Annotated in this window: 23 protein-coding genes; 11 read left to right on the top strand and 12 right to left on the bottom strand. The window is 47.1% G+C overall.

Features of this window, described 5'->3' with window-relative positions; all coding sequences use genetic code 11:
- The 7 genes from EKG38_RS03330 to EKG38_RS03300 all read right to left on the bottom strand — a co-directional run bounded on the left by EKG38_RS03330 (position 1) and on the right by EKG38_RS03300 (position 7797).
- A complete protein-coding gene (locus EKG38_RS03330; protein WP_126518619.1) occupies positions 1–828 on the bottom strand; it encodes an ABC transporter permease subunit in 828 nt (275 codons plus the stop codon).
- Complete coding sequence (locus EKG38_RS03325; protein ID WP_126518618.1) at positions 825–1730, bottom strand: ABC transporter permease subunit; 906 nt, start codon at positions 1728–1730, stop codon at positions 825–827. The genes EKG38_RS03330 and EKG38_RS03325 overlap by 4 nt, the downstream gene beginning before the upstream one ends.
- 11 nt (positions 1731–1741) lie before the next feature.
- Positions 1742–2878 (bottom strand): polyamine ABC transporter ATP-binding protein, encoded by a 1137-nt coding sequence (gene potA, locus EKG38_RS03320; protein ID WP_126518616.1) that lies wholly within the window; start codon positions 2876–2878, stop codon positions 1742–1744.
- 102 nt (positions 2879–2980) lie between these two features.
- Positions 2981–4081, bottom strand: coding sequence for a polyamine ABC transporter substrate-binding protein (locus EKG38_RS03315; RefSeq protein ID WP_126518614.1), 1101 nt, complete (start codon positions 4079–4081; stop codon positions 2981–2983).
- A 316-nt stretch (positions 4082–4397) separates the two neighbouring features.
- A complete protein-coding gene (locus tag EKG38_RS03310) occupies positions 4398–5747 on the bottom strand; it encodes a glutamine synthetase family protein (RefSeq protein ID WP_126518612.1) in 1350 nt (449 codons plus the stop codon).
- Positions 5748–5749: 2 nt separating this feature from the next.
- On the bottom strand, positions 5750–6511 hold the full coding sequence (locus EKG38_RS03305; protein WP_126518610.1) for a gamma-glutamyl-gamma-aminobutyrate hydrolase family protein: 762 nt from the start codon (positions 6509–6511) through the stop codon (positions 5750–5752).
- A 737-nt stretch (positions 6512–7248) separates the two neighbouring features.
- Complete coding sequence (locus EKG38_RS03300; protein WP_126518608.1) at positions 7249–7797, bottom strand: cupin domain-containing protein; 549 nt, start codon at positions 7795–7797, stop codon at positions 7249–7251.
- 203 nt (positions 7798–8000) lie between these two features.
- Between EKG38_RS03300 and EKG38_RS03295 the strand changes: the two genes are divergently transcribed.
- Both EKG38_RS03295 and EKG38_RS03290 read left to right on the top strand, forming a co-directional pair.
- A complete protein-coding gene (locus EKG38_RS03295; RefSeq protein WP_126518773.1) occupies positions 8001–9308 on the top strand; it encodes an NAD(P)/FAD-dependent oxidoreductase in 1308 nt (435 codons plus the stop codon).
- A 613-nt stretch (positions 9309–9921) separates the two neighbouring features.
- Positions 9922–12648, top strand: coding sequence for an ankyrin repeat domain-containing protein (locus tag EKG38_RS03290; RefSeq protein WP_126518606.1), 2727 nt, complete (start codon positions 9922–9924; stop codon positions 12646–12648).
- A 720-nt stretch (positions 12649–13368) separates the two neighbouring features.
- On the opposite strand, the gene cyaB is transcribed toward EKG38_RS03290, so the two are convergent.
- A complete protein-coding gene (gene cyaB, locus EKG38_RS03285) occupies positions 13369–13926 on the bottom strand; it encodes a class IV adenylate cyclase (RefSeq protein WP_126518605.1) in 558 nt (185 codons plus the stop codon).
- A 249-nt stretch (positions 13927–14175) separates the two neighbouring features.
- Here cyaB and rihA point away from each other — a divergent pair, with 249 nt between their 5' ends.
- The 4 genes from rihA (at position 14176) to EKG38_RS03265 (ending at position 18627) form a co-directional block, all read left to right on the top strand.
- Positions 14176–15111: a pyrimidine-specific ribonucleoside hydrolase RihA gene (gene rihA / locus EKG38_RS03280; RefSeq protein ID WP_126518603.1), complete on the top strand. Its 936-nt coding sequence runs from the start codon at positions 14176–14178 to the stop codon at positions 15109–15111.
- A 141-nt stretch (positions 15112–15252) separates the two neighbouring features.
- Complete coding sequence (rbsK, locus tag EKG38_RS03275) at positions 15253–16158, top strand: ribokinase (RefSeq protein ID WP_126518601.1); 906 nt, start codon at positions 15253–15255, stop codon at positions 16156–16158.
- Positions 16159–16329: 171 nt separating this feature from the next.
- Entirely contained in the window at positions 16330–17106 is a 777-nt protein-coding gene (locus tag EKG38_RS03270) for a substrate-binding periplasmic protein (RefSeq protein ID WP_126518771.1), read from the top strand.
- A 318-nt stretch (positions 17107–17424) separates the two neighbouring features.
- A complete protein-coding gene (locus tag EKG38_RS03265; RefSeq protein WP_439332635.1) occupies positions 17425–18627 on the top strand; it encodes a dicarboxylate/amino acid:cation symporter in 1203 nt (400 codons plus the stop codon).
- Between the two features lie 59 nt (positions 18628–18686).
- Here the strand turns inward: EKG38_RS03265 and EKG38_RS03260 are convergent, their stop codons facing one another.
- Positions 18687–20198 (bottom strand): aldehyde dehydrogenase, encoded by a 1512-nt coding sequence (locus tag EKG38_RS03260; protein WP_126518599.1) that lies wholly within the window; start codon positions 20196–20198, stop codon positions 18687–18689.
- 239 nt (positions 20199–20437) lie between these two features.
- Between EKG38_RS03260 and aptA the strand changes: the two genes are divergently transcribed.
- The 4 genes from aptA to EKG38_RS03240 all read left to right on the top strand — a co-directional run bounded on the left by aptA (position 20438) and on the right by EKG38_RS03240 (position 24699).
- Positions 20438–21775: an omega-aminotransferase AptA gene (aptA, locus tag EKG38_RS03255; protein WP_126518597.1), complete on the top strand. Its 1338-nt coding sequence runs from the start codon at positions 20438–20440 to the stop codon at positions 21773–21775.
- A 103-nt stretch (positions 21776–21878) separates the two neighbouring features.
- Positions 21879–23369 (top strand): CoA-acylating methylmalonate-semialdehyde dehydrogenase, encoded by a 1491-nt coding sequence (locus EKG38_RS03250; RefSeq protein WP_126518595.1) that lies wholly within the window; start codon positions 21879–21881, stop codon positions 23367–23369.
- Positions 23370–23450: 81 nt separating this feature from the next.
- Positions 23451–23813, top strand: a complete 363-nt coding sequence (locus EKG38_RS03245) for a cupin domain-containing protein (protein WP_126518593.1) — start codon at positions 23451–23453, stop codon at positions 23811–23813.
- Positions 23814–23979: 166 nt separating this feature from the next.
- A complete protein-coding gene (locus tag EKG38_RS03240; RefSeq protein ID WP_126518591.1) occupies positions 23980–24699 on the top strand; it encodes a TorF family putative porin in 720 nt (239 codons plus the stop codon).
- A gap of 69 nt (positions 24700–24768) precedes the next feature.
- On the opposite strand, the gene EKG38_RS03235 is transcribed toward EKG38_RS03240, so the two are convergent.
- Positions 24769–24951 carry a hypothetical protein gene (locus tag EKG38_RS03235; protein WP_126518589.1) on the bottom strand — a complete coding sequence of 61 codons (183 nt, stop codon included), beginning with the start codon at positions 24949–24951 and terminating at the stop codon, positions 24769–24771.
- A gap of 159 nt (positions 24952–25110) precedes the next feature.
- On the opposite strand from EKG38_RS03235, the gene EKG38_RS03230 reads away from it, so the two are divergent.
- Positions 25111–25455 carry a DUF3634 family protein gene (locus EKG38_RS03230; protein WP_126518587.1) on the top strand — a complete coding sequence of 115 codons (345 nt, stop codon included), beginning with the start codon at positions 25111–25113 and terminating at the stop codon, positions 25453–25455.
- 40 nt (positions 25456–25495) lie between these two features.
- Here the strand turns inward: EKG38_RS03230 and EKG38_RS03225 are convergent, their stop codons facing one another.
- Both EKG38_RS03225 and EKG38_RS03220 read right to left on the bottom strand, forming a co-directional pair.
- Positions 25496–25702: a hypothetical protein gene (locus EKG38_RS03225; RefSeq protein ID WP_126518585.1), complete on the bottom strand. Its 207-nt coding sequence runs from the start codon at positions 25700–25702 to the stop codon at positions 25496–25498.
- A 4-nt stretch (positions 25703–25706) separates the two neighbouring features.
- Positions 25707–26639, bottom strand: a complete 933-nt coding sequence (locus tag EKG38_RS03220) for a polyprenyl-phosphate transporter (protein ID WP_126518583.1) — start codon at positions 26637–26639, stop codon at positions 25707–25709.
- Positions 26640–26740: the final 101 nt, after the last annotated feature.

Raw genomic sequence — 26740 nt, 5'->3', positions numbered from 1 at the left:
TTACATGGCTGGCGGAAGGCTCTTCTTGTCACTTCGACGAGCGAAGTACCAGGAGATAAATGCAATCAGGGAAACGGTTAAAATAATCAGCGTCGCCAAGGCATTAATCTTAGGTGAAACCCCCATACGAACGGAGGAGAACACCACCATAGGTAACGTCGTCGCACCCGGTCCCGATGTAAAGCTGGCTATCACTAAGTCATCCAATGAGAGGCTAAATGACAGTAACCAGCCCGCCATCAAAGAGGGAGAGATCATAGGTACCGTGATATAGAAAAACGTCTTAAGCGGGGTCGCCCCCAGATCTTGAGCCGCTTCTTCGATGGATTGATCCAGCTCCCGAAGACGCGCCGATACCACCACAGCTACGTAAGCGGCACAGAAGGTCGAATGGGCAAGCCATACCGTCAACATCCCTCGCTCGGCCGGCCAACCAAAGGTGTCGGCCATATGCACAAACAGCAACAGCAGTGACAAACCCGTGATCACCTCAGGCATAACCAGTGGCGCAGTGATCATGCTCGACAGTGTCGTCTTGCCCCATGAGCGGGAGAAGCGCGTCATCACAAATGCCGCCATAGTCCCGAGTACCACAGCCATACATGAGGCAAAAAATGCCACCCGTAAACTGGTCCACACCGCATCTAATATCTGCTGATCACGAAACAGCTCACCGTACCATTTAGCGGAGAACCCGCCCCACACGGTCACCAATTTCGACTCGTTAAAGGAGTAGAATATTAAGATAAACATAGGAATGTAGAGGAAGAACATTCCAGCCCAAAGCATGATGGTAGAAAAACTTAACTTATCCTTTAGGCTACTCATGCGTCTTTCTCCATACTTCTGGACTGATAACGGTGAAACAAGGTTATCGGAATAATCAACAGACCCAACATCACAATGGCGAGCGCAGATGCGACCGGCCAATCCCGGTTATTGAAGAACTCCTGCCATAACACCTTACCTATCATCAGGGAATCCGGACCGCCGAGCAGTTCAGGAATAACAAACTCACCGACCACAGGAATAAAGACCAACATAGAGCCGGCAATCACGCCCCCTTTAGACAGGGGAAGGGTGACCTTCCAAAACGTATTCATACTTCTCGATCCCAGATCCGATGCCGCCTCTAACAGGCTGCCATCGAGCTGAGAAAGGGTGGCATACAGAGGCAAGATCATAAACGGAAGGTAGCTGTAGATGATGCCGATATAGACCGCAAAATTAGTGTTCAGCATCTGAATGGGCTCGGAGATAACCCCCAGCCAGAGCAGTAAATTATTGATCAAGCCGTTATTGCTCAAGATCCCCATCCAGGCGTAAACCCGAATAAGAAAAGAGGTCCAGGAGGGCAACATCACCAAGAGGATCAGCAAGGTTTGCTGTTGTTTCGGCGCCCTGGCAATCGCATAAGCCATAGGGTAGCCAATCAAGAGGCAACCTAAGGTCGTTATGCAGGCCATTTTCAATGAGCCCAGATAAGCATAGATGTAGAGGCTGTCATCGAAAATGAGCAGGTAATTACCTATGTTCAGCAGGATCTGCAGAGATTCATCGGCGTAATTGAACAGTGACTCATAGGGCGGAATGGAGATGGCGGCCGTCGAAAAACTAATTTTCAGAACGATAGCGAATGGCAGGGCGAAGAAGAGTAATAACCAGAAATAGGGCACTCCTATCGTCCAGCATTGGCCTTTTGGCAATCTAAACTTCAGTGGTTTTTTCATGATATGTCCTCCTATGATCTGAGGACCACACCGCTGGTGGCCTCCCAACTGATGAAGACCTTATCTTTCCATGTGGGGGGATCGGAGCGCCTATCCCGGTTAGTCATCACCGACTGAATAACCTGATCGTTAGCGAGGCGGATATAATAGACAGAGATGCCGCCAAGGTAGGCAATATCCTCAACCTCACCACTGCACCAGTTATATTCATGTTGCGGCTGCTCACGACTGATGCGGGCTTTTTCGGGTCTCACGGCTAACCAGACCTTCTTATCTTCCACGTTGGTCGATACGCCGTGACCAATATAGAATTGCTGTTCCAATCTTGGGGACTCGATGATGGCATGATCCGCTTCATCGACAACAATCTCACCTTCGAACAGGTTAACAGACCCGATAAATTCGGCCACCATTCGAGATGACGGACTCTCATAGATATCCATAGGAGAGCCGGTTTGGGCTATCCAGCCCTCGTTCATGATGGAGATGCGTTCGGCCATGGTCATCGCCTCTTCTTGATCGTGCGTCACCATCACACAGGTTACCCCCACCGCTTCAAGAATATCGACCACTTCTAACTGCATCTGAGTTCGCAGCTTCTTATCCAATGCCCCCATCGGCTCATCGAGCAAGAGTAACTTAGGGCGCTTCGCCAGCGAACGGGCTAAGGCGACACGTTGACGTTGACCACCGGAGAGCTGAGCCGGCTTACGCTTGGCATACTGCTCCATATGCACCAGCTTAAGCATCTCTTTAACACGGGCGGCTATCTCATCCTTAGGCAATTTATCCTGTTTTAAACCAAATGCGATATTTTGTTCCACCGACATATGGGGGAACAGGGCATAGGATTGAAACATCATGTTGATTGGACGTTTGTGGGGTGGCATATCGGTAATATCTTCACCGTCCAGATAGATACGGCCCTCTGAGGGCTTCTCAAATCCAGCCAATATGCGCAGCAGTGTCGACTTACCGGAGCCTGAACCGCCTAATAACGCAAAGATCTCCCCCTGATTGATGTTTAATGAAACATCATCGACGGCGCGAACTTCATCGAATAATTTACTGACCCGCTCAATCTTAAGCAGGACTTTTCCTTGCGTCTTTGTTGTTGGTTTATTGGTGACGCCCGAGGTACTAGCCATATAACTTCTCCACAAAAGGCGCCTCATCTACAGGCACCTACGGCAATTTAAACGTGTTGAAAGGTGAAACAGAGGCAAGAGTGACTTGCCCCTCGAGGAGTGTTAGTAACCTGACTTGACCTTAGTCCATACTCGAGTCAGTGCACGTTGTGCCTTTAAGGCACGAACCTCACCCACATAAAGACGCTTCAATACCTCATCAGTCGGATAGATACCCGGGTCGTTACGGATCTCTTCATCGACCAACTCTTGAGCCGCAGCATTAGGATTGGCATAAGAGACATAGTTCGAGATAGGGGCTATCACCTCAGGACGAAGCAGATAGTTGATAAAGGTATGAGCATTGCTCACGTTAGCGGCATCGGCTGGAATGGCCAACATATCAAACCAGAGGTTTGCGCCCTCTTTTGGTATTGAGTAACCGATAACATGGCCGTTTTCAGCTTCTTCTGCACGGGTTGCAGCCTGCAAGATATCGCCTGAATAACCGACCGCGACACAGAGATCGCCATTGGCAAGATCTGTGATGTAACGCGATGAGTGGAAATAGGTGATATGTGGACGAATGGCTTCTAACACTTCACCGGCACGCTTAAAATCAGCTTTATTGCTGCTGTTAGGATCCAGACCTAAGTAGATAAGCGCCATAGGTACCATCTCATCGGCGGAGTCGAGGAACGACAGACCACACTTAGAGAGCTTTGAAGCATACTTAGGGTTAAAGATAAGCTCTAAAGAGTCGACCGGTGCATCTTCACCCAACACCTCTTTCACTTTCGCCTCGTTATAACCGATACCATTTGTTCCCCAAAGGTATGGCACGGCATATTGGTTACCCGGATCGGCAGTTTGAAGCTGTGTCATCAGATCTGAATTCAGGTTTTTATGGTTAGGCAGAAGGTTTGAGTCCAGCTTCTGAAATGCACCGGCTTTAATTTGCTTGGCCAGGAAGCTATTAGAGGGGACGACAATATCATAGCCGGAGCGGCCAGAGAGTAACTTAGCTTCCACGACCTCATTACTGTCAAACACATCATAAACCACACGAATGCCGGTCTCTTTTTCAAAATTAGCCAAGGTATCTTCGGCGATATAATCGGACCAGTTATAGACCCGAACCTCCTCTTGTGCCATTAGATTACTGCTTGCCAACACACCCGCACCCAATAGTGCTATTGTCGTCATCTTCTTTAAAAGCTTCATGCTATCTCCTTGATTTAGCGTAGCAGCCGTGAGTCACATCACCGCTGTCTGTCATTGTGTTACCGGTAATATCCGGATTTAGTTTTAATTTTTAACCAATGCTACACCTTAAAACCGCATCGGCAGTGTGCTACTGCTCTACAGCTAACGTATCCTTGTACACTCGTATAAATGGCAACAAGCATCCCGATACGAAATCTAACAATTCCTCCAATTATCAACCTGCGATCCAACCCCAATTGAATCTTCAGTCACACTCTCTTTAATCTTTAACTTTCAATATAAAGGAGCACGACTAGCGTGCTCCTTCTGAAAATTAGACGGTGAGTAACAGGTACTCTCGCTCCCATGAACTGATCACGCGTTTATAGCTGGCAAGGTCTGCCTGCTTCACCGCGATATAACCCATGGTAAATGCTTCTCCCAGATACTCTCGACACGCAGCGCTTTCAGACATGACGCCTAACGCTTCCTCTAATGTCAGAGGAAGACTAATACTCTGACGTGACTCGTTGGCTCTTCCCTGAACCGGCGTCGATGGTTTTACATCTTCGACCATACCGATATAGCCACATAACAGGCTCGAGGCGATCGACAGATAACTGTTCGAATCGGCGCCGGCAATACGGTTTTCAACACGAAGGTTCTGCGGTGAAGACTCTGGAATACGCAGGCCACAGGTACGGTTCTCTTCACCCCACTCGAGGTTAATCGGTGCCGATGTGCCGGGTAGGAAACGTCTGAATGAGTTCACATTCGGGGCTAACAGAGGCAAGAGTTCCGGGATAAATTTCTGTAATCCACCGATATAACTGAAGAAGAGCGGACTCTTAGTGCCGTCTTTCATCGAGAAGATATTCTGCCCTGACTTCACATCGACAATACTCTGATGCAGGTGCATCGCGCTGCCCGGCTCATCTGCGACAGGCTTAGCCATAAAGGTGGCACAGACACCATGCTTAAGTGCGGCTTCTTTGAGCGTACGCTTGAAAACGAATACCTGATCCGCCATAGAGAGTGCATCGCCGTGGCTGAAGTTAATCTCCATCTGGGCAGTGCCCTCTTCATGGATTAACGTATCGATATCCAATCCCTGCACTTCACACCAATCGTACATATCTTCAAACAGAGGATCGTACTCATTTGCCGCATCTATCGAGAATGATTGTCTGCCCGACTCTTGACGTCCGGAGCGTCCAACCGGTGGGATAAGTGGCTGATCCGGATCTTCGTTACGACGAGTGAGATAAAACTCCATCTCAGGCGCAACGACAGGCTTCCAGCCCTTATCTTCATAGAGTTTCAAGACTTTCTTCAGCAGATTTCGAGGTGACAATTCGATAGGGTTACCCATCTTGTCGTAAGTATCATGGATGACTTGAGCGGTAGCCTCGATAGTCCAAGGCAGCTGAAAGACAGCATTCTCATCGGGGACACAGACGAAATCGATATCGGCACTATCCAAGAGTGCATCATAGGGTTCATCTTCGACGTAATCGCCGGTCACCGTCTGCAACAGGACGCTTTCAGGCATCCGCATCCCTTTTTCATCGATAAACTTGGCGACAGGGGCGATCTTACCTCTGGCAATACCGGTCATATCGCTGATCACACACTCAACTTCGGTAATCTTATGTTCGTTTAAATAAGCGGTTAACTTCTTCATTTTTATCTCACTCGTGTCTTTGCTCGGCGCTCACAGGCATCACTGAAAGCATTAAAAATAGAGGTATAGAAAGCGTTATTCAGTACCTTCCATTCAGGATGCCACTGCACGCCCAGCGCAAAATTCTTTGCTTCTTTAATAGAGAAAGCCTCTACTAAACCATCTGGTGCATATGCTTCTGGCCGTAACCCAACTCCGAGGCGATCTACGCCTTGAGTATGCACAGAGTTAACCTCTGCAGAGCTACGGCCCCATGCGTCGTGAAGCAGTCCTCCAGGTTCTATCTGTACCTCATGGGAGATCCCATATTGCACCTCGACAGCCGTACTCTTATCTTCGCGGTGCTCGATAAAGCCGCCCACTTGATGCAATTTTTGATGCAGGCTTCCGCCATACACGACGTTCATCTCTTGAAACCCACGGCAGATAGCCAAGACAGGGATACCTGCCTCTATCGCCGCTTTTAACAGAGGAAGAGTCGTCGCGTCTCGCTTGGGATCATGGTGAGTGTCAGCTTCGCTTGCTTCACCTTGAAAGTGATGTGGTTCGATATTTGAGGGAGAGCCGGTAAACAAAATACCGTCCAAGCGAGGCAAAATAAGCTCACTCGGGCAGTGACCCAGCGCGGGAATAACCAAAGGCCAACCCTTGGTTGCATCAGCAATAGCAAGAAGGTACTTCTCGCCCACTATATTAAAAGGATGTAAGCCTAACTCCTGGTTGCACGCCGTCACCCCAATGACAGCAAGCCCTGCATCCGACATAAATCACCTATTTGGTTATATTTTAGTTTTTATAATTTTTGTTTTTATATGAGCTCTTATAAGAGTTCTTATATGTGAACAGTCTTTAACCTTCTGTTCACTTTTTCAAACACTACACTGAAAATTGAACACAGGCAAGAGGAGATATGAATACAATTTAAAATCATAAAAACGAAAACCAAACAACACATCAAATCAACAAGATAGACCAACAAACAAAATATTAAAGTTACCATCAGCTCGTTAATTCTTTCCCAACAGACGAGAATTGCTCGAGTTTCAGACCATGACAAACATCACAAAAAACAGTTGACATTGACCAATATTATTTACATACATGAATTCTGAAATAGAGAAAAAACCCGGACAGATGGGTTAAAACAGAGCGTTTTTCGATAAAAAACAGCATAAAATACTAAAATGAGGTGAGTAAATTTAAAGCCTGTTCGAGAAACAGCACAATGGGGAGTCGGGAGAGCACGAGAAACAGGAACTAGCAGGGTTTAAGAAAGGAGAAGGATAACCAGATGGCAACAGAGAGTGGCAACAGAAATTATTCGCCCGTAACGCCACAAACCGGAACACTGTTGTCGAATGAATAAGGTTTCCGGATTTATAAAGCTTCCGGCTTAAAGCCGGACTCGAGTTTAAGCGTTACAGGATATGTTTAGAATGGCATCGTTTAGGACTATTAAATAAAGCCGTTCAAGACTATTAAACAAGGCCGTTCAAGACTGTTAAAAGTTTGCCGGCGTCGTTGCACTAACGATACGGCAGTTTTCATCGAACGGATTTCTGAATCGATGAGGGGTCTCGCTGTTAAAGTAATAGCTGTCTCCGGCTTCGAGAATAAACACCTCTTCACCTACGGTAAGCTCAAACTTACCTTCGATAACCATGGCCGCCTCTTCGCCTTCATGTTTGAGCATCTCTTCTCCGGTATCGGAGCCTGGTGGATAAGTCTCGCTCATTACAGACATCGCCCTGTTAGGGTAATCTCTGCCCACCAGCTTATAATCTAAATTGCCATCACCGATATCGAGAAGTTCGTCGCTGCGATACACCACTTTTTGCTCGCTGCCACCGTTATCTTCCATAGAAAAAAAGTCCACTAAGGACATAGGCAGCCCCGATAACACTTTTTTCAAAGAGCTTACCGACGGGCTCACACTGTTCTTCTCAATCATGGAGATAGTGCTATTGGTCACTCCGGCTCTTTTCGCAAGTTCGCGTTGCGAAAGGCCTTTTAGTTTACGGACAGCCTTAAGGCTAGTTCCAATATCCAAATGCATCTCTCCTGTTAAAATCACAATATTGATTAAAGTGTTCAAATTATATTACATAGTAATTTGTATCAAACAAAAAAGCATGTTAAATATAATCAACACCCGTGAATTATATATGACTCAGACCAAAAGTATACCGTCTTAGATCCCATAAATTCCTGGCCATAAATACTCAATAACAACAATTATAATTTGGAGAGATGATGCAAGCCAAGAGTCCAGTGCACAGTGACATGTATCCGTCATCATACTATTTAAACACGGCAAAAGAGCTCTATGAACATCCACAACTCAGGGAGCGAATCGATGTGGATGTCTGTGTCGTCGGTGGTGGTTTCAGCGGTATTAACACGGCAATCGAACTGGCGCAGAAAGGTTTTTCCGTTGCACTACTGGAAGCGAAGCGGATCGGCTGGGGAGCATCAGGCAGAAATGGCGGCGAGCTTATTCGTGGTATTGGTCATAATATTGAACAGTTCAAAAATGTGATTGGCGATGATGGCGTCAATGCCATACATCAAATGGGTTTCGAGGCGGTGGATATTGTCAGACAACGCGTTGCCGAACATAACATCGACTGTAACCTGCAGATGGGTTATTGCGATCTGGCCATGCGTCCCCGCCATATGAAGGAGTTAAAACAAGACTTCGACGATCTTGTCTCTCAGGGACGAGGTGAAGGCTTCACCCTGTTAGAAAAAAAGGATATGGGTCGGGTCATAGGCTCGAACTGCTATGAGGGGGCGCTGGTCGATATGAATAGCGGCCACCTGCACCCGTTAAACTTAGCCCTTGGCGAAGCCCGTGTCGCCCGGGAGCTGGGGGTAAAGATGTTTGAATACAGTGCGGCGCAGAAGATCATCAAGGGAGATAAACCTAGAGTCATCACCGAGCATGGTGAAGTGAACTGTCAGTATCTGGTGCTGGCGGGCAACGCCTATATAGGTCATCAACTCGACGGCTATGTCGGTGGCAAGGTACTCCCTGCCGGCAGTTACCTGCTGGCCACCGAGCCGCTGACCGATGAACAGTGTAAAGATATCATCCCTCAGGATATGGCCTTCGCCGATATGCGTATCGATCTCGACTACTTCCACCTGTCAGAAGATAACCGCCTACTATTCGGTGGCCTGTGTACCTATTCAGGTAAAGATCCCAAAGACATCGAGGCCGCGCTGCGCCCTAATCTCGAAAAGGTCTTCCCCCAGCTAAAAGGGGTTAAAATCGATTTCGAATGGGGAGGCATGATAGGCATAGGGGCTAACAGGCTCCCTCAAATCGGTCGTCTACCCGATTGCCCTAACATCATGTATGCCCAGGCCTATTCCGGTCATGGCGTCAACGCCACCCATATGGCGGCGAAACTCATCGCTGAAGCATTATCGGCTCAGGCAGGTCGTTTCGATATCTTCGATAAGATACAGCATATGACCTTCCCCGGAGGGCCAACATTCAGATCGCCCATGCTGGCAGCAGGGATGCTCTACCATAGGTTCTTGGATATCTTTTGATACCCTCACTGCTTGTCAGATAACAAGCTTGAAGTATCTTTTATTGGTTCTTTGGACTGATTGGGTACTTTGTAAATGTGGTATTTAGTAAGTGTGCTAAGTACCAAATCATCATTGGTATTTATCACCTGCCGCGGATGCAGTATAGGGATATACGCTCTGCGGTTTCAAACAACCTCCCTGTTAAAATGTCAGTTCGATAAAGTATGTCCATATACAAATGCCCGCTCATAGAGTTTCACTTTATGAAACCTCGCCTTGCAACCCGCCTCCAGCAGCATCTTACTCTGGTTTCGAGAAAATTATCTCTTCGATTTTGACTTTAATTTATTAACACTGTTTTGGATAAATGTGTGTTACGAAGTAAACCTTTCAGATCTTAAATAGTGTCAATTTGACTAAGCCGCTTCACAACACCTTCTATTTTGCGTCATAGCAACGTTCACTTTATCGTTTTGTATGCTGGCCTCCTGCCTCTTTCATTTCGATCTAAGCAAACTCTTTTGGTCAACAACATTGAGCCTGATATTAATCAAAGTTCGGTGGCCAACATTAAGTTAAATTATTACAGAGGTGTTAATTAGGTGTTGACACACCTAACAAGGGAAGATGTATGCAATTAGTAATTGTTAGCGGCCAACAGGCCATTCGATGGCTTTTTTTAGGCTTAATGGTGTTGATTTTACAAGGTTGTATAAATGCCTCTTTTTCAATGATAAAAGCTAATGCTGATAAAGATTCTATCGCCACGCGGCATGAGATAAGCAAATTAGTTAATTCAAAAAAATTAACGGAAACTGAACGTAATGAACGATTATATTCAGCCTTAAGCCGTGCTTCTAGTTGGAATAAAGATATTAGTAAAGAACTACTAGAAATGGGCATTTCTCCAAATTATCCAAATAATAACCCCGATGATAAACTTGCACATTCTGCCTTGTACAACTCAATTAGATCCGAGCAGTATGAGATCAGCAAGCTACTGATAGAGTATGGAGCTAATGTTAATGGACCTACTCGGTTTACTGGATACCCTTTAACCGATGCCGTTTTTTGGGGCAGGGAACCTTTTGTAAAATTATTGCTAGATGCCGGTGCTAACCCCAATGTAAAGGGCGAGTTACTTGCACAAGCTCGACTCCGAGGTGATAAAAAAATAGAGAAATGGTTACTAGATGCAGGGGCAGTGTTAGCACCAACAAAAGAGCAAATGTTTGCCCATCTTCAAACTGAATATCGACTGGTTAACGCCAAGTTTATGCTGGCCTTAGCCATTAAAAATGATGATGCAGACAAGTTTGCACAGCTAGTGGCTCAATACCCCCAATTAAATGAGCCTAATGAACAGGGAAGTTCATTGGCAATTCAGGCTGTCGAAAATAATGCTCAGGCAATTTTAAAATGGATATATGCCACAGACTTCAATCCTAAGATTGTGGATACCCTCGATGCATTTGACACTGTTATTCGCGAGGATAACGCAGAATTATTGGAGTATTTACTTGAATTATTAACGCCTGGCCAAGCCACTTGGCACCTCAAGTCTCAAGCGATTACCTATTCTTTTACATCATTGAAGGTGCTCTACAAATACCAACCAGCTATTACTTACGCCGATGAACATTATTGGCTTTTCAAGCAAGCGATAAGGTCGGATAATCCGAATATCACTGCATTTTTATTACGCCAAGATTTAGATATTAATCATCGACCTGAATTAGTTCATGAAAGCTTATTAACAACGGCAATCAAGTTAAGCCATGAGGAACAAGCGCAGTTGCTGCTCGATCATGGAGCGAAAGATTTTGCGGATACTCAGTTTGAACAATCAACCATCTATCACGCAGTTAAAAAAGGCTATGAAGGTTTAGCTGTCAAGCTGTTAAAAGCAAACCAAGTACTTAATCAGCAACAAATCAATTGGGTTTATAATTACGCCCTGGTGAATAAGTTTAATGATATTGCCCGTGAAGCTGATAACGGTAAGGTCACTGTCGAAAATGTTTCTAATGATAAAGGTGAAAACCTGATCCACTTAGCCGTTAGAAATCAAGACTTAACCCAATTAGCCAAATTCATTGATCTTGGAGTGGATTACACCCGATCAAATAAAGACGGAATGACGCCCTTGTTCCTTGCCGCGCAAAATGGTTTTACAGATGGTGTGACAAAGCTGCTGGCTTTAGGAGTCGATCCGTTCACTAAAACAAAAAGTGGCGCATCTCCGATTTCGGTTGCGGCAAGTCGTAATCAAAAAGAAGTGGTGGATCAGTTATTGCCTCTGTATGAACAGCACAAGCAACATGCAAATGAGCTTTCTGGTTTATTGCTTCGCGCGACTAAAAGCTCAAACACTCAAATGATGCGTAAGCTAATGGCAATGGGGGTTTCGCCTGATATCAAGGATATTAGCGGTAATACATTATTGTATATTGCTGTCGAAAAGAAGCTCAGTGATAATGTCGTTAAGGCTTTACTGGCAGCGGGGGCAAATCCAGCCGTAAAAAATAGTTACAGTAGCCGCACTTATCCAATGATTGAAGCTATCGCAGGCTGGAAGAAGGTGAGTCATGTCAAGCTGATGATTGCAGCGGGAGCTGATATCAATATCAAAAACCAATACGGTAATAATGGTATGGATTTGTTAATTCAAAACGGTGGTATGAATTGGGAACGGTTGAAAACATTCCGTGCTATGGGCGGCTGGCCAGCGCAAGAAGCCAGTCATTTCGCTAAAGTGGATGAAAATGGCTATATCGATGACTCCAATGCCTGGGCCAGTATGTCAATCAGTGCACTTAATAACCTTAATGCACAACTCGAACGTGAAACCCAAAGAATGAAAGCACGATTTCAGGCTAGCTTGCGACAAGCTCGGCTATTGCAAAAAGAGCAGCAGGCTTATGAGCAAGCTAAGCTTGAAGCCAGTGTGAGGAGCGATTTAGCTCAAAAAAGCATGTTACTAGCAAAGTCTGCAGGCAAAACTTCATCAACGCTGACGATGACTAATATCGATACTCACCAATCTGCTTTGCCACCCACAACCACATCATCAAAAGAGGTGGCAATTCAAAAGAAGAATAAAAAAACGGATAGCACTTCTAATGGTCTAGTTCTTACGTGGCAAACATCAAATGGAAATTGGAAGGCTTGTGGTCCAGTTCAATGCACTGCGGCACAAAGTCATACCGAAGAAGAATCAATAGATTTGGTCACCGGTGATGAACATCATCCGACCTACAAGCAAGAGCGTTTCGGAAAGTGTTACATCTATTCGGTTGAAAATGTGAAGTCTTACGAAAAATCATCTAACAAAGTAAAAAGTGACTCAGATTGCTAATTAGTAGACAGATAAACCTGCAATACTCCTGCAGGCTCATCGTTAGGCATAAAGAAGTTACGTCCCCTAAACCATTTCTGGATAAAATTGAGTTGCGCTTAGATTCTAACTAGTAAGGTATTGATTAGGAAAAGACAGGCAACCGGATATGAGATAACGATTTGTATCGTGCAAATGCGCGTATGTTGAAACAATTATTTATGCCTAGATATAGCAAAGCTTATGGTTAACAGCAAAGCCTCATCGAAGAGACCACCTTCTTTGAAATAACTAAGTGTAGATACGACAGAGGACATAGAAAACAGGGCCGAAAATGTTCCAAACATTTTTCGGCATTCACTACTTCCTTGTAGGTCAGATGTTCTGGTAGAGGCAAGAAAGTTTAATCGGAGATGAAATAACCCGGTGAAGATGCAAGTGTGGCCGTTGACTGCATGGCGAGGTATCACTAAGTGATACTCTCCGAGCGAGAGATAGGGATATCGAAGTGGCATTTAAACATGGAGGTTGTTTGCCATCGTCGAGCCTCCATGGATGACTCTTTTGAAATCAAGAGCCGGCGTATCGCATAGGTATCTGCACATAAGGTCGTTCATTCACATCCATGTGATCACGACATTCGTATATATCTATACAGCACTCACCGCAGGTGATTAATACCCATGAAGGTACAAGCTCCAAGCTGGATTCTACTATTTACAAAAAATAAGTTCAGGATGACTAGCCAGAAAAGCTAATCGAGTTAGCCTTTAACTCCCGATAAGATCCGGTCTCCAGCTGTGTTGATTCCAGCCCCAGACTCGCAGCTAACTCCAACAACTGCATCCGATACTTTGCCAACCTATGCTCATCATCGGTCATGATGGCCAGCTCGGCAAAGTCCCCTATCCCTTCCAAGTGATCTAGGGTGGCATGAAACTCACCCAGAAAATAGATACTGCGGGTCTTCTTCATCTCCAGAACCCGCTTAAACCCCATGGTTTGAAGCATGCTGCAGGCTTTCTCATCATCGGTAATATTCACCGCCTCACATCTGTCAGGCTCAGGGCCTTTTACGATCCAGAGCTTGATGCCCGAGGGCTGCATATTGCGGATACAAACACTCTTGTTTTGGCCTTTTAACTCCCCACCTGACAGGTCGAAATAACTATCCTGCTCCAGATTATCTTCCAGCATGATCTCAGGGTTCATCGCCTTAAGGCGCGATAGGAACTGAGCTCTTGAAGTTAAGCGATACTTCAGCTCCACCTCATACTTACCTTTGAAATGATCGGTCATAGTCTGATCCAGTTCCTGCTATTTATTTAATGATTTACTGATTGGATAAGGCAAAGATTATAGACCCGTTAATCATGTGGTTGTAAAATTTGAATGACTTTTGTGACCCTGACTTTAACCATCAGAGTGCGTACGCTAACCTTAACTATAATTTTATTGACTCTTGCCTCACAAAAACAACAAGTGCCTTAGAACACAGATGGATCTGTCGTGCTAACCTGCATCTCTGTCAAATGAAGGAGTATGACCATGGCACGCCCAATTATTCTTGATTGTGATCCGGGACATGATGACGCAATAGCGCTCATTCTCGCCTTAAGCACCGATGCATTCACCCCACTTGCTGTGACGACCAGCGCCGGTAATCAGACGCCCGATAAGACCCTGAACAATGCCCTTAGGGTGTTGACCCTGTTAGGTCGCAGCGATATTCCGGTTGCAGGCGGAGCCCAGAAGCCGTTAGCCAGAGAGTTGATCATCGCCGATAACGTTCACGGCGAAACCGGATTGGATGGCCCTGAACTGCCCGATCCCGGCTTCGAGCCTGTATCTATGACAGCCATAGAGTTGATGGCATCTAAACTCAGAGAGAGTCAGGTCCCGGTAACCTTAGTACCGACAGGCCCACTCACCAATATCGCCATCTTGCTCACGAGCCATCCAGAGCTACACGATAAAATCGAACGTATCGTCCTGATGGGGGGAGCCGCTGGTATCGGTAACTGGACCCCGGCCGCAGAATTTAATATCTACGTCGATCCCGAAGCTGCCGATATCGTCTTTAAGTCCGGCATACCTATTACTATGTGTGGCCTGGATGTCACCCATGAAGCGCAAATTATGGATGAAGACATAGAGCGGATCCGCGCGATCGATAACCCTATCGCTTTGTGTGTGGCAGAGCTTCTGGATTTCTTCATCGTCTATCACAGGGATCCTAAGTGGGGCTTTACCGGAGCACCGCTGCATGACCCTTGTACGATTGCCTGGCTACTTAAGCCGGAACTGTTTCAGGCTCAGGACTGCTGGGTAGGCATAGAGACAAAAGGTGAGCATACTCAGGGGATGACCGTTGTGGATCGTCATCATCTGACAGGCAATACTCCCAATACTAAAGTACTATTTAATCTGGACAGACAAGGATTTGTCGATCTGTTAGTCGAACGTCTGCAGGCATATAACTAATCGCCAGACAAAAATCTGTAGTTCTATTAGTTAAGCGTCACAGGCATACAGTAAATAGACAGACAAGGGTCTGTCTACCTACCTGTTAGTCGAGCGTCTACAGGCATATAACCAATAGACATAGTGTAAATAGGGGAAATCATGAGCAGACTCGTCATTTTAGGCAGTGCCAATGCCGACCATGTAATGTCATTCGAATATCTGCCCGCCCCCGGGCAGACCTTGATGAGCAAGGATTATCGATTCGAACACGGTGGCAAAGGCGCAAACCAGGCCGTTGCCTGCGCCAGACTATGCCAAGCCGGCAATCGAATCGATTTTATCTGTCACCTGGGAGCCGATGGCATTGCCGACCAGATGTGTCAGAGTTGGCATGATGACGGTATTCACCCCGATGGGATCACTAAGGTCAATGGGCTAAGCACGGGCACCGCCATGATTTTTGTCGGCGCAAATGGCGAGAATAGTATCGGGGTTTCACTGGGTGCCAATGCCAGTATGACGACTGAGGCACTCGAGAAACACCAGACGTTATTAGCACAAGCCGATTGGTTTCTGGTGCAACTGGAAACCCCGACAACAACCGTTGCTCAGGCGCTGAAATCGGCGAAAAAACATGGCGCAAATACCCTACTTAATCCTGCCCCCGCAACCGTGCTCGGCACAGAGATCTACAAATGGGTCGACATTATCACCCCAAATGAGACCGAAGCCGAAGCGATAACGGGGATTGAGGTCACCGACGAAAATACGGCAAGGCTTGCGGCTCAAATGCTTCATCAACTCGGGCCTGAGACGGTGATCATCACCTTAGGCTCCCGAGGTGCATATTTAAGCTGTTCAGAGTTTGAAGGCGTAGTCGCCGGCGTCGATGTTAAACCTCTGGATACCGTCGCCGCCGGCGATACCTTTAACGGGGCATTAATGGTGGCGTTGAGTGAAAACCTGGCGATGCGTGATGCGGTAGAGTTTGCTAACCGAGCCGCAGCCATAGCAGTAACCCGGCCCGGAGCACAGAGAAGCATCCCCTACCGTCACGAACTTTAATAAGCAGAGCTCCCATAATCAAAACAAGAAAGCACTCTGATTGAGTGCTTCTCTCTTTAATCCCCACCGTTCTACCTTGTCGATTTACACAATATCAACTAAGTTGATCAAGAGGGCCCACCATTTGGCGTCAAGCTGTAGTGTTATAAAAATAGGAGGACTGTGAAAAAGATGATTGTGAATCGACAAATCAAGATTCTAATTTCTACCTTCATTATTTTATCGGGTCTGTTTATCCCAGTCTGGGGGGAAGAGAGTCAAGAGAGCCGGAAAATTGAGATCAGGACGATCGCAATTCTTCCCTATGGCATTGAGCGGGAAAATCATCTTAGCGGCATCTATTACGATATTGCCAATCTGTTAGCCAAAGAAGCGGGGTACCAGGTTAACAACCTTGTCTATCCCTATGCCAGGATTATGTTTGAGCTCAAGTCCGGTAAAACCGACATGACCATCATGTTTAAGTATGAGGAACTTGAAGATTACGTCGTTTACATAGCCCCCTTACCTAGTCTCAAAACCGTTGTTATCGGCTTAAAAGGAAGCACTTTCGACTCGATAGAAAACTTAAAAGGGAAAAAACTCGCCTATTTAAGAGGCGCTAAATTCAGTGATGCCATAGATGGCGAGCCGGAAATTATCTCTGTAGAAACTAAAGATTTTGTTCAGGCGATAAAGCTGCTGATGATCAATCGGGTCGATGCCATTATCGGCCCAATGGATCCGATACTCAGCGCCGCGGTTCAACAGGGACAAAGCGAGACATTCTTTGGCAAACCTCTGGTGGTCTCAGAACGAACCCCTTGGGTTCAGGTATCAAAAAAGAGTCTGGATCGTATATCGGTAGATAAGCTTAGAACGCTTTTTGAAGCATTTGAAAAACGTGGAGAGCTGGAAAAAATACGCAAGAAGTACATCAGCAGTAACAAAGCTGAGTCAGACAAGTAGCCTGATTATACCTTTCATCTGCTCCCATAAGGAAAAAGCATCAAAGTAAGAGGTCAAATAAAAAGCGGTAAATACAGATATCAAAATCAGCCCCACTAATTTTGAATTCATTTTAACGATTTACAAAATTTTACCTATACTTTTTAAGAATAACTCAATGAGAGGAGAGTTTATTTGAAGAAGGATGAGTTTACCTCCTAGTTAAGTGCTGTTTCACAGTGCCCGATGCACTTGTGTGATAACTTTACGCCCCTTCAAAAAAGCTTAACAGATCAGTTCAACAACGGAGCGAGCGTGGGAATTCGAGATAAAAAATTAATGCACAACATAGGTCTTCAGGTGGTCATCGCCATGATAATAGGTGCATTAGTGGGCCTCTTCATGGGAGAAGGTGCAGCCATATTTGGGCCACTAGGCACCATCTTTATTCATCTGGTTAAGATGCTGGTCATCCCCTTAGTCGTGGTATCCATTATCGCCGGCGCAGCCAGCTTAGGTGACAGCCCCTCGGCGGGTAAGATAGGTATCGGCACCTTTGCATTCTTTATTATTACCTCGGGCGTTGCCGTCACGCTCGCACTGGTCATGGGCAATATATTCAAACCCGGAGCCGGAGTGGATTTTACTGCACACGGTCAATCACTAACCCAAATCACGGCGGAGCAAGGCGCACTGCCTAGTGCCATGGATACCCTGATTGGGATGATCCCAACCAATGTGTTCGAATCTATGACCTCGGGGAATATCCTGCAGATCTTGGTCTTCTGCATCTTCTTCGGTATCGCTCTGAGTAAAGTGAAAGGCGATGGTGCCAAGCCCATCATCAATGGCCTCAATACCATAGTTGATGCCTTCGTATGGATGATCAACTGTGTGATGGTCATCGCACCTCTAGGGGTTTTCGGCCTGATGGCAGAATCTGTGGGCTCATTCGGATTTCAGGCGCTTGAAGTGGTTCTAAAGCTATTCGTCGTATTCGTAGTGGCGATTCTTATCTATGCCTTCATCTTCTTCCCGTTGGTGGTCAAGTTCTTCTCAAACGTCCCTGCCATGAAGTTTGTCTCGGCGATGAAGAAACCCCAGGCGATGGCGCTGTCTACTGCTTCATCTATGGCCACCTTGCCGGTCACTATGGAAACCTGTGAAGAGGATCTCAATGTCTCAAAGGCGACGGCCGCCTTCGTACTGCCGCTCGGCGCGACCATCAACATGACAGGTAACGCTATCTACTATGGCTTGGTCGCCATGTTCTTCGCCCAGATGTACCATGTCGATCTGACCATGACAGCCTATGCTGCCATTATCTTCACTTCGACACTGGGCGCCATCGGTCAAGCCGGTGTGCCGGGTCCCTCTTTCCTGGTCGTTGCAGTGCTGCTTGCAGCCGGGATCCCGATTGACGGCCTGCCACTGCTGTTCGCCCTGGACCGTATATTTGACATGATCCGTACCTCACTTAACATCACCGGCGACGCCGTCTGTGCGGTCGTGATGGATAAGTTCAACCCTGAGCATAAGTAGCCTGATAGCGAGGTTTGAGGTTCTAGAACCTAGGTACTAGGACCTAGAGCCTCAACTCCTCAATCCAACACTAACCAGGTCGCCTTGATCTCGGTGTACTTGTCGAATGCATGCAGTGACTTGTCGCGGCCATTACCCGACTGTTTGTAACCGCCGAAGGGAGCTGTCATATCACCGCCGTCATAATGGTTAATCCATACCATGCCACTACGCAATGCCTTAGCCGTCTTGTGAGCCTTGTTGATATCTGAGGTCCACACACCGGCAGCCAAGCCATAGATGCTGTCATTTCCTATCTCTATCGCCTGTTCCATGCCATCGAAGGTGATCACCGATAATACCGGGCCAAAGATCTCCTCTTTAGCAATCGTCATTTGATTATTCACCTCAGAGAAGATGGTTGGCTCGACATACACGCCACCACTCTCGGCCATCACCTGACCGCCGCCTTGGATCAGCTCGGCACCCTCTTCGACTCCGGCTCTAATGTAATTGAGTACATTGTCCAGCTGCTGCCTGTCGACAACGGCACCACAGGTCGTCTCTGGATCCAGCGGATGACCCGGCTGCCAGGCAAGCAACTCTTTCGCAATTAAGCCAAGTAACTCATCTTTAACCCCCGCCTCGACCAGTAGGCGTGAACCGGCGGTACAGACCTCTCCCTGGTTAAAGGCAATGGCAGAAGCGGCGGCTTCGGCCGCTTTTTGCAGGTTAGGGGCATCGTTGAAGACGATATTAGGGCTCTTGCCTCCGGCCTCCAGCCAAATCCGTTTCATGTTTGACTCACCAGCATAGATCATCAACTGCTTAGCGATTTTGGTCGAACCGGTAAATACCAAGGTATCCACATCCATATGCAGGGCCAATGCCTTACCCACGGTATGACCAAAACCAGGAAGTACATTCAACACCCCCTTGGGGATCCCGGCCTCGACAGCTATCTGAGCCATGCGAATCGCCGTTAAAGGAGACTTCTCCGAAGGCTTTAAGATGACACTATTGCCCGTCGCCAGAGCCGGGCCCAATTTCCAACACGCCATCAAGATAGGGAAGTTCCACGGCACGATAGCCGCAACCACACCAACGGGCTCACGGGTGATCATGCCAATCTCATTTGGCGCCGTGGGTGCGATCTCATCATAAATTTTATCGATAGCCTCACCGGACCAACGAATGGCACGTGCAGCACCCGCCACATCGACGCAGCCTGAATAGCGTATGGGTTTACCCATATCTAAGGTTTCGAGTAAAGAGAGCTCATCTTGATTCTGTTCGAGCAGGTCGGCGAAACGTATCATTATCTGTTTGCGTTTTACCGGCGGCAGAGCCGACCAGCTCCCCTCATCGAACGCTTGTCTTGCACTATTGACGGCAATATCGGCATCTTGGGACGAGCAACTGGCGACGTGACAGAGTACCCGGCCATCTATGGGGCTCACACACTCAAAGGTCTCGCCCGATACCGAAGGACGGTATTCGCCATCGATAAATGCATCGGACTTAATTCCCCCTTCACTGATTAACTTATCGGCTAAGTTTTGCCATTGATTGCGATTTGTAGGTGTACTCATGATGACCTCTTAACGGGTAATTGATAACGATAGCTTCGCACAGTAAAGGATATGCAGAGCACCAGATTACGCTTTTACTCGATCATTTTTCAACAAAAGTTTCAATATATTTTACAAAGAGACACATTTTGCTATAAATAAACGAACAAAAAGCTTTCATGTTCATTATTTCTGACATAGCATACGAAATATCAACCGCTCATAATAACAACGAATAATACTGAATCGGGGTACATGCTATGTCAGATAGTCAGGCAAATATGCAAAGCGAAACGCAGTCTCTTGAACACTACTGGATGCCTTTTACGGCAAACAGGCAGTTCAAATCGAAACCAAGAATGCTCGCTGAAGCACAAGGCATGTATTACAAAGATACCACTGGCAGATCCGTACTCGATGGCACGGCAGGACTATGGTGTTGTAACGCGGGTCATGGACGCAAAGAGATCTCGCAAGCTGTGAGTAAACAGATCCATAAGTTGGATTTTGCTCCCTCTTTCCAGATGGGGCACCCTATTGCTTTCGAACTCGCCGAACGTCTGGCTCAAATCAGTCCTGATGGATTGAATAAGGTGTTCTTCACCAACTCAGGTTCTGAGTCGGTCGATAGTGCCCTAAAGATTGCCATTAACTACCACAGATCCAATGGTGAGGCGACGCGAACGCGTTTCATCGGTCGAGAGCTTGGCTATCACGGTGTCGGCTTCGGCGGAATATCCGTCGGCGGCATCGGCGGTAACCGTAAAACATTCAGTCAACAGCTATTGCCCGGTGTCGATCATCTGCCACATACCTTAGATATGCAAAACAATGCCTTTAGTCGTGGCATGCCTAAGACCGGGGCTGAGAAAGCTGACGTATTGGAGCAGTTGGTTGCACTTCATGGGGCAGAAAACATCGCCGCCGTGATTGTCGAACCTATGTCGGGATCGGCTGGCGTGATATTGCCGCCTGAAGGCTACCTGCAAAGACTCAGAGAGATCACCAAAAAACATGGCATCTTACTGATTTTTGATGAGGTGATCACAGGTTTTGGGCGAGTAGGCGATGCATTTGCCAGCCAGCGCTGGGGCGTAACGCCAGACATGATCACCACCGCCAAGGCGCTCAACAACGGAGCGATCCCCATGGGCGCCGTACTCATCGATGACGCCATCTACGATGCCAGTATGCAAGGCCCGGATGGTATCGAGCTGTTTCATGGTTATACCTATTCGGGCCACCCCGTCGCTGCAGCCGCAGCCATAGCGACTCTGGATATCTACCAAAACGAGCAACTTTTCGAACGTAGCAGAGAGCTTGAAGGCTATTTCGAAGAGGCCGTTCATAGTCTCAAGGGGCTACCTAACATTATCGACATACGAAACATTGGCTTAGTCGGTGGCATTCAATTCTCTCCCAGCGAAGAGGGAGTAGGAAAACGCGGCTTTGGCATTTTCGAACATTGCTTTGCCAATGGCACCTTAGTCAGGGCCACCGCAGATATTATCGCAATCTCCCCGCCATTGATCATCGATAAACAGCAGATCGATCAGATAGTCAACACCTTAGGTGATGCTATCCGGGCCGTGGGTTAACGGGCACGTAAGTTGAACAAACAGATATTTCAGGTGTGATGAGCGCCTGGAATAGACACGAAATTATCATACCTGCAGCGCAGGAAATAAAGGATTGAGTAAGATGCAGACGATCACCCATTTCATTAACGGCAGCCATACAGACACAAGCGAGCGTACGGGTCAGGTTTTCGAACCCGCCACCGGAGAGCAAACAGCATCGGTATCCTTGGCCAGTGCGGCCGAAGTTGCCGGGGCTATCGAGTTAGCCAAGCGAGCGCATAAGAGCTGGTCTCAGGTCTCACCGCTAAATCGTGCCAGGGTCCTGTTTAAGTTTAAGGCGCTGGTCGAGAATAATATCGATGAATTAGCACAGCTTATCACCCGTGAGCACGGCAAGGTGTTAGATGATGCCAAAGGCGAGATCATTCGCGGCCTGGAGGTTGTCGAGTTTGCCTGCGGCATTCCACACCTGCTTAAAGGCGAGCACACCGAGCAGGTCGGCACAGGCGTCGATGCCTGGCATGTGAATCAATCCCTCGGCGTCGTGGCCGGTATCGCTCCGTTCAACTTCCCGGTCATGGTTCCCATGTGGATGTTCCCTATCGCGATTGCCAGTGGTAACACCTTTATCATGAAGCCGTCGGAGAAAGATCCCAGCTCAGTGATGCGCCTGGCCGAACTGCTGAGTGAAGCGGGTCTGCCCGATGGTGTATTCAATGTCGTCAACGGTGATAAAGAGGCGGTCGATACCCTGCTGACTCATAAAGATATTCAAGCCGTCAGTTTTGTCGGCTCAACCCCTATCGCCGAATACATCTATGAGACGGCGTCTAAACACGGTAAACGAGTACAGGCACTGGGTGGCGCGAAAAATCATATGTTACTCATGCCCGATGCCGACATGGACCAAGCCGTTGGCGCCTTGATGGGCGCAGCCTATGGCTCGGCAGGCGAGCGCTGCATGGCGATATCAGTGGTACTGGCAGTAGGCAATTCAGGCGATGAACTGGTTAAAAAACTGCTACCACAGATTAAAGCACTGCGCGTGGGTAACGGAGTGACTCCGGAGATGGATATGGGACCTTTAATTTCCGCGCAGCATCTAGCCAAGGTCACCGACTATGTCGAAACCGGCGTGGCAGAAGGCGCGACCCTGCTTGCCGATGGCCGGGAGTTAACGGTTGCAGATCACGAGCAGGGCTATTTTCTCGGTGGCTGCCTGTTCGATAATGTCACCCCTGAGATGACCATCTACAAGGAGGAGATCTTCGGTCCGGTACTGGCCATCGTCAGAGTCGATGATTACAGTGAAGCACTCGAGCTCATTAACGAGCATGAGTTTGGCAATGGCACCGCCATCTTTACCCAAAGCGGTGAAGCGGCGAGACACTTCTGTCATCACGTTCAGGTAGGCATGGTCGGCGTAAATGTGCCAATTCCCGTGCCCATGGCTTTCCATAGCTTCGGTGGTTGGAAGCGTTCACTGTTTGGTCCGCTACATATGCATGGGCCCGACGGCGTTCGCTTCTATACCAAACGTAAGGCAATTACTGCCCGCTGGCCAAAACCGAAAAATGCTCAGGCAGAGTTTGTCATGCCGACGATGAAGTAATCATCACAATCACAAAGGTGCAGCCTTGCCTGCACCTTTGTTGGTAACGCTAAATGCAAATTCTGATGGAGATGACAGACCTTGAATATTGACTCAATCATTAACTTTTCGACCTCCCTTCCAGACGTCGAAAGTTTTAAGCCGGAACAGGAGAAGATCTTATCCGGTGAGCCACTGCAGCAGGTTGAAAATCACTACTCCAGCCCCTGCAAACAATTTGATGCGGGTGTATGGACTGGAGAGAGAGGCGCCTGGAAGGTCGGCTATACCGAGCATGAGTATTGCGAAATACTTGCCGGATCCAGCGTCATCACCGATGGTCAGGGGCAATCTATGACGGTTAAAAAAGGTGATAAATTTGTTATCCCAGCCGGATTCAGAGGCACGTGGGAGGTCTTAGATACCTGTAAAAAAATCTATGTGGTCTTCCAGACTAATAACTAAAAAATCAGAACATTTGATAATCTTGATAAAAGAGATAGATCTTAAAATTGAAACTTAAGTTTCATAATCGACACCATGAGGTACAGCAACTTAGCTGCTGTTTGGTACACATGAAATGGACTCTTAGCAGTCATTTATGTCAATAAAGTAAAATGGAGAAACTACCGTGTATAAAAAATTCAATAAAAAACGGATTGCCCAGGTTACCGGCCTTACATTGGCTGCAGCGCTAATCTCACCTATGGTATCGGCAGAAGTATCGGGCGAAATTGGAGTCACCAGTGACTACCGTTTTCGCGGAGTCTCACAAACGGCCGGTGACTTTGCCGTTCAGGGTAGTATCGATTACAGCGCCGATAATGGCTTCTTCGTCGGTGCATGGGCGAGTAATGTTGATGATGAAAGCTATGATGCTGATGTAGAGATAGACATCTACGCCGGTTATTGGGGTGCTTTCGGTGAAGATGAGGAGTTCGAGTACGATGTCACTCTGACCTACTACACCTATCCGGGACAAGATGAGAGCAGTAAATATTTAGAGGCCAATGTAGGATTCTATTTTGCGGGTTTCCACTTATCACAGTGGTACACCAACGATTATGCCAACGCTGATGTTGACCTTCACTATACCGAGCTCAACTACTCTTATGAATTTGTCGAAAACTGGAGTATCGATGCCCATGTGGGTTATAGCTATGGCGATGGGGCAGATCTTGATTGGGGCGAAGATTACATGGATTACTCCATCGGCGTCTCGACAGAACTTGCTGGCGTAGGCTTGTCACTGGCCTGGCTGGATACCAACCTTAGCAGCGATAACATGATTGACTCCGGCGCCTGGAAAAATGAGGGTACGGTACTCGCCACCGCCACCTACGCCTTCTAAAACAGCCAAGCTCCCCCCCTTATTTTCACAAAAAAACCGCCTGATGGCGGTTTTTCATTTATCACTCCACTACTTTAAGTCATCGACTCGCGGCGTTTCGCCACGTAAGACCTGCTGTTCCAGCCTTCGCCAACAGAGACCTAAATCGGTATGATTTTCACGACGTTCTGGGAAGGTTTTAGAGAGGCTTTCAACAAGCTCAGCCTGACGATGACATAGTTGAGCCCACTGCTCAGCATTCGATAGATGCATAGCGTTATCCTTAACTTTGATGATTGAGAAAAATGTTCCTTATCTGTTACAGAGTCTAGCAGAAACTGACTTAAACTGGTTTAAACGTGATCTAATCTACTACCAAAACGGTGACAGCCGGAGTATCTTTAATAAAACGAGTCTAAAAAGGATGACTAAATGACCCCTACTGTATTAAAGATTATTTTTATCGCTATCGGGATTTTCCTCGCCTATAAATTGATATTCAGCGGTAAGAAGGGACTCACGATTTTTGAGATGCATTTTAAGGATGGTAGATTAGCCTCCCATAAAGGTAAGATCCCGGAGAAGTTTCAAAAAGAGTGCCGCGCAATTGCCAAGGCAGAGAAGCTTACCTGTTCAGTCAGATGTGAGAAAGCCGGTTCAGTCAGGCTCCACATATCGGCTAATGTGAACGACGCTATCACCCAACGGATCCGCAACCTGTTCCCGTTCGAGTATTACGATAAGAAACAGGTCGATAACAGCCGTCAGGCGGGTTAAATAATATGTGACTAGGCTCTAGGGTCTAGTCACTTATTAGCTAGTTTCTCTCCAGCCTGCCATCCTGTCTGGCTTCATTGATGATACGTTCATTATCGCCCGCCATAGGATCCGCTTTAGAATCGAGTATGACCTCATTGGCCTCAGGCTCCACATTGACACCTATGGGTTCAAACTCAAGGGTTGAACAAGCAGAGATACCCGCCAATATAAAGAACAACACTGCATTTTTCGCGGGAGTGACCATGGTATTAATCCTCACTTCCCACGCTGTTTCGTGCAGCAAACTGCTCCAGCCCCCACACCAACAAGATGCCACACAAAAGCGCGCCAACGGCCCAGGCAATATGTGCGGGTTGACCCGTTAGCTGTTCAAACTGCATCGGTGACAAATTCTGCTCCAACAGGGGCACTTGCTCACCTTTGGAGTTACTGCGCCAGGTAAGCACCTCTTTCCAGGGCCAGATCTTGCCTAACGTACCTAACATCAAGCCGGTCAGGAAGATAAGTGTCGCATCGTGGTACTTTCTCAATAACGCCGACAATAGATGACTGAAGGTCAGTAAGCCAAAGACACAGCCTGACGCAAAAATCGCTAATATGGTGATATCGAAGTTTTTAGCTGCCGCCAATACCGTAGGATAAAGTCCTAACAACAATAGAATAAAACTGCCTGATATTCCGGGTAACAACATGGCGCAGATGGCGATACTACCACCAATAAAAATATTGAGGTAAGTCATCTCAAGTGCGATGGGATTAAGCATCGTTATCCCCCAAGCAAAAGCCACACCGATGCAAAACAGGATAAGTCGAACCAACGAAAAGCTTTTTACCTGCTTCAGCATATGAACCACTGAGATAAGGATAAGCCCGAAAAAGAAGGACCATACAGGAATAGGATGAGTCACTAACAGGTAAGTGATCAGTTTTGACAAGGTGAATACACTGGTTAAAATGCCACCGAAGACACAGACCAGAAAAGGGCCATTGATGTGCATGAAGGCACCTTTGATGCCTCGCTCCTTAACCACCTTGATTAAGGTCGGATTAATACGCCGAATACTGTCTAACAGGGTATCTAAAATACCTGTGATAAATGCAATAGTTCCGCCGGAGACACCGGGAACCACGTCGGCGGCGCCCATCGCCATGCCTTTTAGGTAAATAAGCAGGTATTTCAATTTCTGTCCTTAATGTTAATTCAACCAAGCAGCAGCATTATACGTACCAAAGTGAGACAAGTGGAAATGAAGTTTGTTTCATTATTGAAAAAATGCCCTCT

This window comes from Shewanella canadensis, assembly GCF_003966225.1.
Taxonomy (GTDB): Bacteria; Pseudomonadota; Gammaproteobacteria; order Enterobacterales; family Shewanellaceae; genus Shewanella; species Shewanella canadensis.
Note: the sequence above shows the minus strand (reverse complement) of the source record. Positions and strands in the feature narration are given on the sequence as shown.